This window comes from Streptomyces sp. NPDC101160 (genome assembly GCF_044768205.1).
GTDB lineage: Bacteria > Actinomycetota > Actinomycetes > Streptomycetales > Streptomycetaceae > Streptomyces.
Genome location: NZ_JBIWPJ010000005.1, coordinates 665,391 through 671,734, shown reverse-complemented (window position 1 = coordinate 671,734; position 6,344 = coordinate 665,391). Strand labels below are relative to the sequence as shown.

Genomic DNA, 6,344 nt, shown 5'->3' with positions numbered 1-6,344 from the left:
GGGGGCGCGGGCGGGCGGGGGGGTCTTTGGGCGCGCGTTGTTTGTGGCGTGCTGTTAGTTTATATCCCGCGGGGGGCCCCCCGGCGCGGGCCGCCCCCCCCCCCTCTCGTCGTTCGTGGGTCAGACGCGGACCTGGACGGCGCCGGAGAAGCGGTCGTGCAGGCCGCGCCCGTCGCGGTCCCAGATGAGGGCCGGGATCGCCAGGCAGACCAGGGCGGAGCGGAGCAGCGCGCGGAGCGGGTTGAGGCGGCCGCCGTGCGCGGAGACGACGCGCAGCCGGAAGAGCAGCTTGCCCGGCGTGGCGCCGACGGTGCCGACGGTCAGCGCGCTCAGGACGAACAGGATGAGCACGGCCCAGTTGCCGGTCGACTGTCCGTAGTGGTGGGTGAGGAGACCGTATGCGATCAGCATGCAGAGGGCCCAGTCGACGGCGAGGGCGCCGAGGCGGCGGCCGGGGCGGGCGATCGAGCCGGGCCCCTCCTCGGGCAGACCGAGCTGCTGCCCGCGGTAGCCGAAGTCCACGCCTGCTTCTTCGGCCGCGGCGCGGGGGCCGGAGAGCCATGATCCGAGTGCTTGCCTGTTGTCCACCCGACCACGGTACTGCGCCCGTTTTTGATCACTTCGGCCTGGGTCGGCGGGCGCGCGCGGCCCGGTTTCGCGCACCCGGGCCGGTTAACTTCGACGAAACAAATGGGTCATGCTTGAGAAATGCCGCATGCCTATGGTCGGGTCCAGCGTGAGCCACCCGCACTGGCCACATGACCGAGCTGCAACCCCGCCCCTCCCCGGGCCGGGAGTAGGAGGAGTTGGATGTCCGAGAAGCACGGGTTCCAGAACGCCGACGAGGTCAACAAGTTCATCAAGGACAACGACGTCAAGATGGTCGACGTCCGGTTCTGTGACCTTCCGGGCGTGATGCAGCACTTCACGATCCCGGCGACGGCCTTCGACCCGGCGGAGGAGCTCGCCTTCGACGGTTCGTCGATCCGCGGTTTCCAGGCCATCCACGAGTCCGACATGGCGCTCCGCGCCGACCTGTCGACGGCGCGCGTGGACCCCTTCCGCCGCGACAAGACGCTGAACATCAACTTCTTCATCCACGACCCGATCACGGGCGAGCAGTACAGCCGTGACCCGCGCAACATCGCGAAGAAGGCCGAGGCGTACCTCGCCTCCACCGGCATCGCCGACACCGCGTACTTCGGCCCCGAGGCCGAGTTCTACGTGTTCGACTCGGTCCGCTTCGAGACCTCCGCGAACCAGGGCTTCTACCACATCGACTCCGAGGCCGGCGCCTGGAACACCGGTGCGGAGGAGAACAACCGCGGCTACAAGGTCCGCTACAAGGGCGGCTACTTCCCGGCCCCGCCGGTCGACCACTTCGCCGACCTGCGCTCGGAGATCTCCCTGGAGCTGGAGAACGTAGGCCTGCAGGTCGAGCGCCAGCACCACGAGGTCGGCACCGCCGGCCAGGCCGAGATCAACTACAAGTTCAACACGCTGCTGGCCGCGGCCGACGACCTGATGCTCTTCAAGTACATCGTGAAGAACGTCGCCTGGCGCAACGGCAAGACCGCGACCTTCATGCCGAAGCCGATCTTCGGCGACAACGGCTCGGGCATGCACGTCCACCAGTCGCTGTGGTCGAACGGCGACCCGCTGTTCTACGACGAGGCCGGCTACGCGGGCCTGTCGGACACCGCCCGCTACTACATCGGCGGCATCCTCAAGCACGCCCCGTCGCTGCTCGCCTTCACCAACCCGACGGTGAACTCGTACCACCGCCTGGTCCCGGGCTTCGAGGCCCCGGTCAACATGGTGTACTCGCAGCGCAACCGCTCCGCCGCCATGCGCATCCCGATCACGGGCTCGAACCCGAAGGCCAAGCGCGTCGAGTTCCGCGCGCCGGACCCGTCCTCGAACCCGTACCTCGCCTTCTCGGCGCTGCTCCTCGCGGGCCTCGACGGCATCAAGAACAAGATCGAGCCGCTGGAGCCGATCGACAAGGACCTGTACGAGCTGGCTCCGGAGGAGCACGCCAACGTCCCGCAGGTCCCGACCAACCTCGAGGCCGTCCTCTCCGCCCTGGAGGAGGACAACGAGTACCTGCAGGCCGGCGGCGTCTTCACGTCCGACCTGATCGAGACCTGGATCGACTACAAGCGCACCAACGAGATCGCCCCGATCCAGCTCCGCCCGCACCCGCACGAGTTCGAGCTCTACTTCGACCTCTAAGCCGCGGCTGCCGAAACAGCAGGTACGGCAGAGACCGTCTGACGAGGGCCGTCATCCCGGAGACTCCGGGGTGGCGGCCCTCGCCGCTTGCCAGGTTCGTGTCTCCGGCGGCCGAGCGAGGCAGGAGGTGAAGCAACGCGGTCCCGCGTACCGCGCGCTCTCGTGTGACCAGAATGCGAACGGATGACGAAATCTCGCACTTACCTACGAGTAGCTGTTTCACGCTCCGCGACTGATCGCTAACGTGTGGTCGTCGTGGCCGCCACACCCGGAGCACAGGGCTCCGCTGGGACTAGTGGCGCGATGAGGATTTGCCGAACGTGACTCAGGCGGCACTTGCCCCTGCGGAGACGCTCAGACTTCAGCCGTATACCGACCACTGCCGCGTCATCGCCGACGAAGGCGCGCACGTGGTCATCGGCGTCTCACCAGGGAACAGCTATTTCACCGCTCAGCGACTGCGCAATCTGGCGCGCTGGGGGTTGGACCACTTCGAGAAGGTCGACTTCGTCCACACCGATCTGCATGTGGCGGAGATGTACGAGGCGCTCGGCTACGGCGCCGACGAGGCGCGGCGGAAGGCCGTGAAGAACCTGCGGGGGGTGCGGGCGAAGGTCGCGGCGGCCGTGGGGGACGTGGATCCCGACGGGCGGCGGCTGCGGGCGCGGGGGATGTCGGAGTTCGAGGGGATTCCGGCCTACCAGGAACTGCACCGGCAGGTGCTCGCCGCGGTGGCCGAGGACGCGGTGGTGCGGGAGACGTGTGACGCGCTGACCGGGATCTTCCTGAAGGGGAAGGTCGGTCCCGGGCAGGAGGTCACCGCGCGGCAGCGGGAGGTGTGCCGGGCGTACATCTGCGCCGAGGTGCCGCTGTTCCTGGACACGCCCGCGATTCTCGGGGTGCCGTCCTCGCTGAACTGCTACCACCAGGCGCTTCCGCTGGCCGATCTGCTGTACGCCCGGGGGTCCGGGCTCCGTGCCTCGCGCAACCAGGGCCACGGCATCGTCACGCCCGTCGACATCGAAGGAGATCCGCGATGAGCACCATGACCGCGAACAGCGCGCCCACCGTGAACGAACCGCTCGCCTTTCCCTTCGACTGGGACGGGACCCGGCTGCCCGCCGAGGTCGAGGCGCTGCGCGCCGCGCCGGTGACGAGGGTGCGGACGATCGCCGGTGCGGACGCCTGGCTGGTCTCCTCGTACGCGCTGTGCAAGCAGGTCCTGGAGGACCCGCGGTTCAGCCTGAAGGACACCTCGGCGCCGGGCGCGCCGCGGCAGTACGCGCTGACGATTCCGCCGCACGTCGTGAACAACATGGGCAACATCACCGGGGCCGGGCTGCGCAAAGCCGTGATGAAGGCGCTGAACCCGAAGGCGCCGGGGCTCGAGGAGTGGCTGCGGGAGCGGGCCGGGACGCTGGTGGACGCGCTGGTCGCCGAGGGGGCGCCCGGGGAGCTGCGGGGCGGCTTCGCCGATCCGTACTCTGCGGGGCTGCACTGCCGGATGCTGGGAATCCCGGAGGAGGACGGGCCGCGGCTGCTGCGGAGCCTGGACGTCGCCTTCATGAACGCGCCGCGCGAGATCGAGGCGGCGCGGCTCAACTGGGACCGCGACATCGCGTACATGACGGAGCGGCTCGACGATCCGGCGACCGGCGGGCTGCTGGCGGAGCTCGCGGCGCTGCGCGACGATCCGGAGTACGCGCATCTGACGGACGAGATGCTGGCGACGGTCGGCGTGACGCTGTTCGGCGCCGGGGTGATCTCGACCTCGGGCTTCCTGACGATGGCCCTGGTGTCGGTGCTGACCCGGCCGGACGTGCGGGAGGCGCTGGCCGGCGGTGGCGGCCGGGTCGCCGGGGCGATGGACGAGCTGCTGCGGGTCAACCTGTCGATCGGGGACGGGCTGCCGCGGCTCGCCCTGGAGGACGTGCAGCTCGGGGACGTGCTGGTGCGGGCGGGTGAGCTGGTGCTCGTGCTCGTGGAGGCGGCGAACCACGATCCGGAGCACTTCGAGGACCCGGCCGTCTTCCGGCCGGGCCGGGAGAACGCCGCAGACCATCTGTCGTTCGGCGGCGGCCGGCACTACTGCCCGGCGACGGCGCTCGGCAAGCGGCACGCCGAGATCGCCCTGGAGACGCTCCTGGAGCGGCTGCCGGACGTACGGCTCGCGGTGCCGGTCGAACAGCTGGTGTGGCGCACCAACTTCATGAAGCGGCTGCCCGAGCGACTGCCCGTCGCCTGGTAGGAGCGCGGGCGATGAGGGGCGCTGCCCGGCGGTGCCGGGCAGCGCCCCAGCCGCGTCAGCGGCCGTAGCGGATCAGGGCGCGGACCATGTGGCAGGTGGTGTCGGACGGCGGGTGGATGCCGAGCTGGGCGGCGGTCGTGCGTATCCGCGCGTTGGTGGCCCGGGACGGCAGATAGACGCCCGCGTCGAGCAGGGCGATGGCGAGGCGCATGGCCTTCAGCCGGCGGTTGTGGGTGACGTACCACTCGCGGGGGCGGCCCGCGGGGAGCGGCTGCTTCCGGAGGGGCTTCCAGGGTTCGATGGACGGTGTCCTGAGCGTGGCTACGGCCATGGGCGACCTCCTGACGAACGGGGGTGGGGGCCCTCCCCGGGACCCTCACCTTCACCCTCGATTTTACTGGCCACCACTGACAATCGCCCCTGGCCAGACAGGCTTTGGCGGTGCGTTCGGGGGCGGCCGCGGGGTGCGTCGGGGGTGCGATCCGGTGGTTGCGACGGGGGTGCGACGGGGGGTGCGTCCGGGGATGCCTCTGGCGGTACGTTGGAGGGCATGGAGATCTGGATCAACCCCGCCTGTTCCAAGTGCCGCAGCGCACTTACGCTGCTGGACGCCGAGGGCGCCGACTACACCGTGCGCCGCTACCTGGAGGACGTGCCGTCGCCGGACGAGATCCGGGCCGTGCTCGACCGGCTCGGCCTGGAGCCGTGGGACATCACGCGGACCCAGGAGGCGGACGCGAAGGAACTCGGCCTCAAGGACTGGCCCAAGGACGCGGCGAACCGCGACCGCTGGGTGGCGGCGCTCGCGGAGCACCCGAAGCTGATCCAGCGCCCGATCATCACCGCCGAGGACGGCACGGCCGTGGTCGGTCGCACCGAGGAGGCCGTGCGGGACGCGCTGTCCCGCTGACCGTCCTCCCTCTCCCTCCTCCTGCCTTCTCAGTCCGTGAAGTTCTCAGTCCGTGAAGTGGCGGGCGATCCGGGCGTGGGTGCCCGCCGGCGCCGACACGGGGAGCGTGAAGTGGGTCGCGTCGGGCAGGATCGCCGTCTCCGCGCCGGGGACGGCGGCCCGGACCCGGCGCTCCACCGCGCGCGGGTCGTGGACCCGTGACCGGCCGGCGAAGAGGACGAGCGTCGGCTGCCGGAGCGCGGCGAGCCGCTCGGCGGTGGGGCGACGGCCGGACACCGGTCGCGCGGTACGCAACTCAGCTCCCTGGGCGTACAGTTCGCGCCACTCCGGATCGACGGCCGCGCCGTCCGTCTCCCAGTCGAGGAGCGCGGCGCCGCGGGCCGGGGTGGGCCGGAGCAGCACCGGCAGGGCCCGCATCAGGAAGCGCGGGGAGAAGCCGGTGAAGCAGTTCGTCGGGTCGAGCAGGGCGAGCCGGCCGGCCCGGATAGGCGACGCGAGCGCGTACTGGAGGGCGAGCCACGCACCGTAGGAGTGGCCGACGAGGCCCACCGGGCCGGTGGGCGGGACGCCGAGCGCGTCGAGCAGGGCGCCGAGCCAGCCGGTGAGGTCGGCGACGGTACGCATCGGACGCCGGGGATCCGGGACGCTGCGGCCGGGTTCGCCGAGGACGTCCACGGCGTGCACCCGGTGGCTCGCGCCGAGCGCCTCAGCCGTCCCGTACCAGCTGGTGGCGGTGGCCCCGCCGCCCGGCAGGAGCAGCACGGGCGGTGCGTCGGCGGGGCCGTGGCTGATGACCTGGGTGGCGCCGTAGGGGGTGGGCAGGGTGGCGGTGGTGGTGCCGGCCGGCCAGCGGGCGAGGACGGCGTCATAGGCGCGCCCGTAGGCGAGGTGGTCGGAGTCGCATGATTCCCGGGGCACGCATGGATCCTCTCGCTCAGCGATAATCTCGCT

The 6,344-nt window shown here is 70.9% G+C and carries 7 protein-coding genes; 4 read left to right on the top strand and 3 right to left on the bottom strand.

The genetic code is table 11. The features are described 5' to 3' along the window. Positions 1–120: 120 nt before the first annotated feature. The gene (locus ACIRSU_RS19330; RefSeq protein ID WP_403793586.1) at positions 121–588 is read right to left on the bottom strand and encodes an RDD family protein; all 468 of its coding nucleotides are present in this window, start codon (positions 586–588) and stop codon (positions 121–123) included. 222 nt (positions 589–810) lie between these two features. On the opposite strand from ACIRSU_RS19330, the gene glnA reads away from it, so the two are divergent. The 3 genes from glnA to ACIRSU_RS19315 all read left to right on the top strand — a co-directional run bounded on the left by glnA (position 811) and on the right by ACIRSU_RS19315 (position 4,483). Continuing rightward, positions 811–2,235 carry a type I glutamate--ammonia ligase gene (glnA, locus tag ACIRSU_RS19325; RefSeq protein ID WP_403793585.1) on the top strand — a complete coding sequence of 475 codons (1,425 nt, stop codon included), beginning with the start codon at positions 811–813 and terminating at the stop codon, positions 2,233–2,235. 320 nt (positions 2,236–2,555) lie between these two features. Further along, a complete protein-coding gene (locus tag ACIRSU_RS19320; protein ID WP_403793583.1) occupies positions 2,556–3,275 on the top strand; it encodes a tRNA-dependent cyclodipeptide synthase in 720 nt (239 codons plus the stop codon). Further along, positions 3,272–4,483 carry a cytochrome P450 gene (locus ACIRSU_RS19315; RefSeq protein ID WP_403793581.1) on the top strand — a complete coding sequence of 404 codons (1,212 nt, stop codon included), beginning with the start codon at positions 3,272–3,274 and terminating at the stop codon, positions 4,481–4,483. The genes ACIRSU_RS19320 and ACIRSU_RS19315 overlap by 4 nt, the downstream gene beginning before the upstream one ends. A gap of 55 nt (positions 4,484–4,538) precedes the next feature. Here the strand turns inward: ACIRSU_RS19315 and ACIRSU_RS19310 are convergent, their stop codons facing one another. Further along, positions 4,539–4,814 carry a hypothetical protein gene (locus ACIRSU_RS19310; RefSeq protein WP_403793579.1) on the bottom strand — a complete coding sequence of 92 codons (276 nt, stop codon included), beginning with the start codon at positions 4,812–4,814 and terminating at the stop codon, positions 4,539–4,541. 219 nt (positions 4,815–5,033) lie between these two features. On the opposite strand from ACIRSU_RS19310, the gene ACIRSU_RS19305 reads away from it, so the two are divergent. Next, the gene (locus ACIRSU_RS19305) at positions 5,034–5,393 is read left to right on the top strand and encodes an arsenate reductase family protein (RefSeq protein WP_403793577.1); all 360 of its coding nucleotides are present in this window, start codon (positions 5,034–5,036) and stop codon (positions 5,391–5,393) included. A gap of 45 nt (positions 5,394–5,438) precedes the next feature. Here the strand turns inward: ACIRSU_RS19305 and ACIRSU_RS19300 are convergent, their stop codons facing one another. Next, on the bottom strand, positions 5,439–6,311 hold the full coding sequence (locus tag ACIRSU_RS19300; RefSeq protein ID WP_403793575.1) for an alpha/beta fold hydrolase: 873 nt from the start codon (positions 6,309–6,311) through the stop codon (positions 5,439–5,441). Positions 6,312–6,344: the final 33 nt, after the last annotated feature.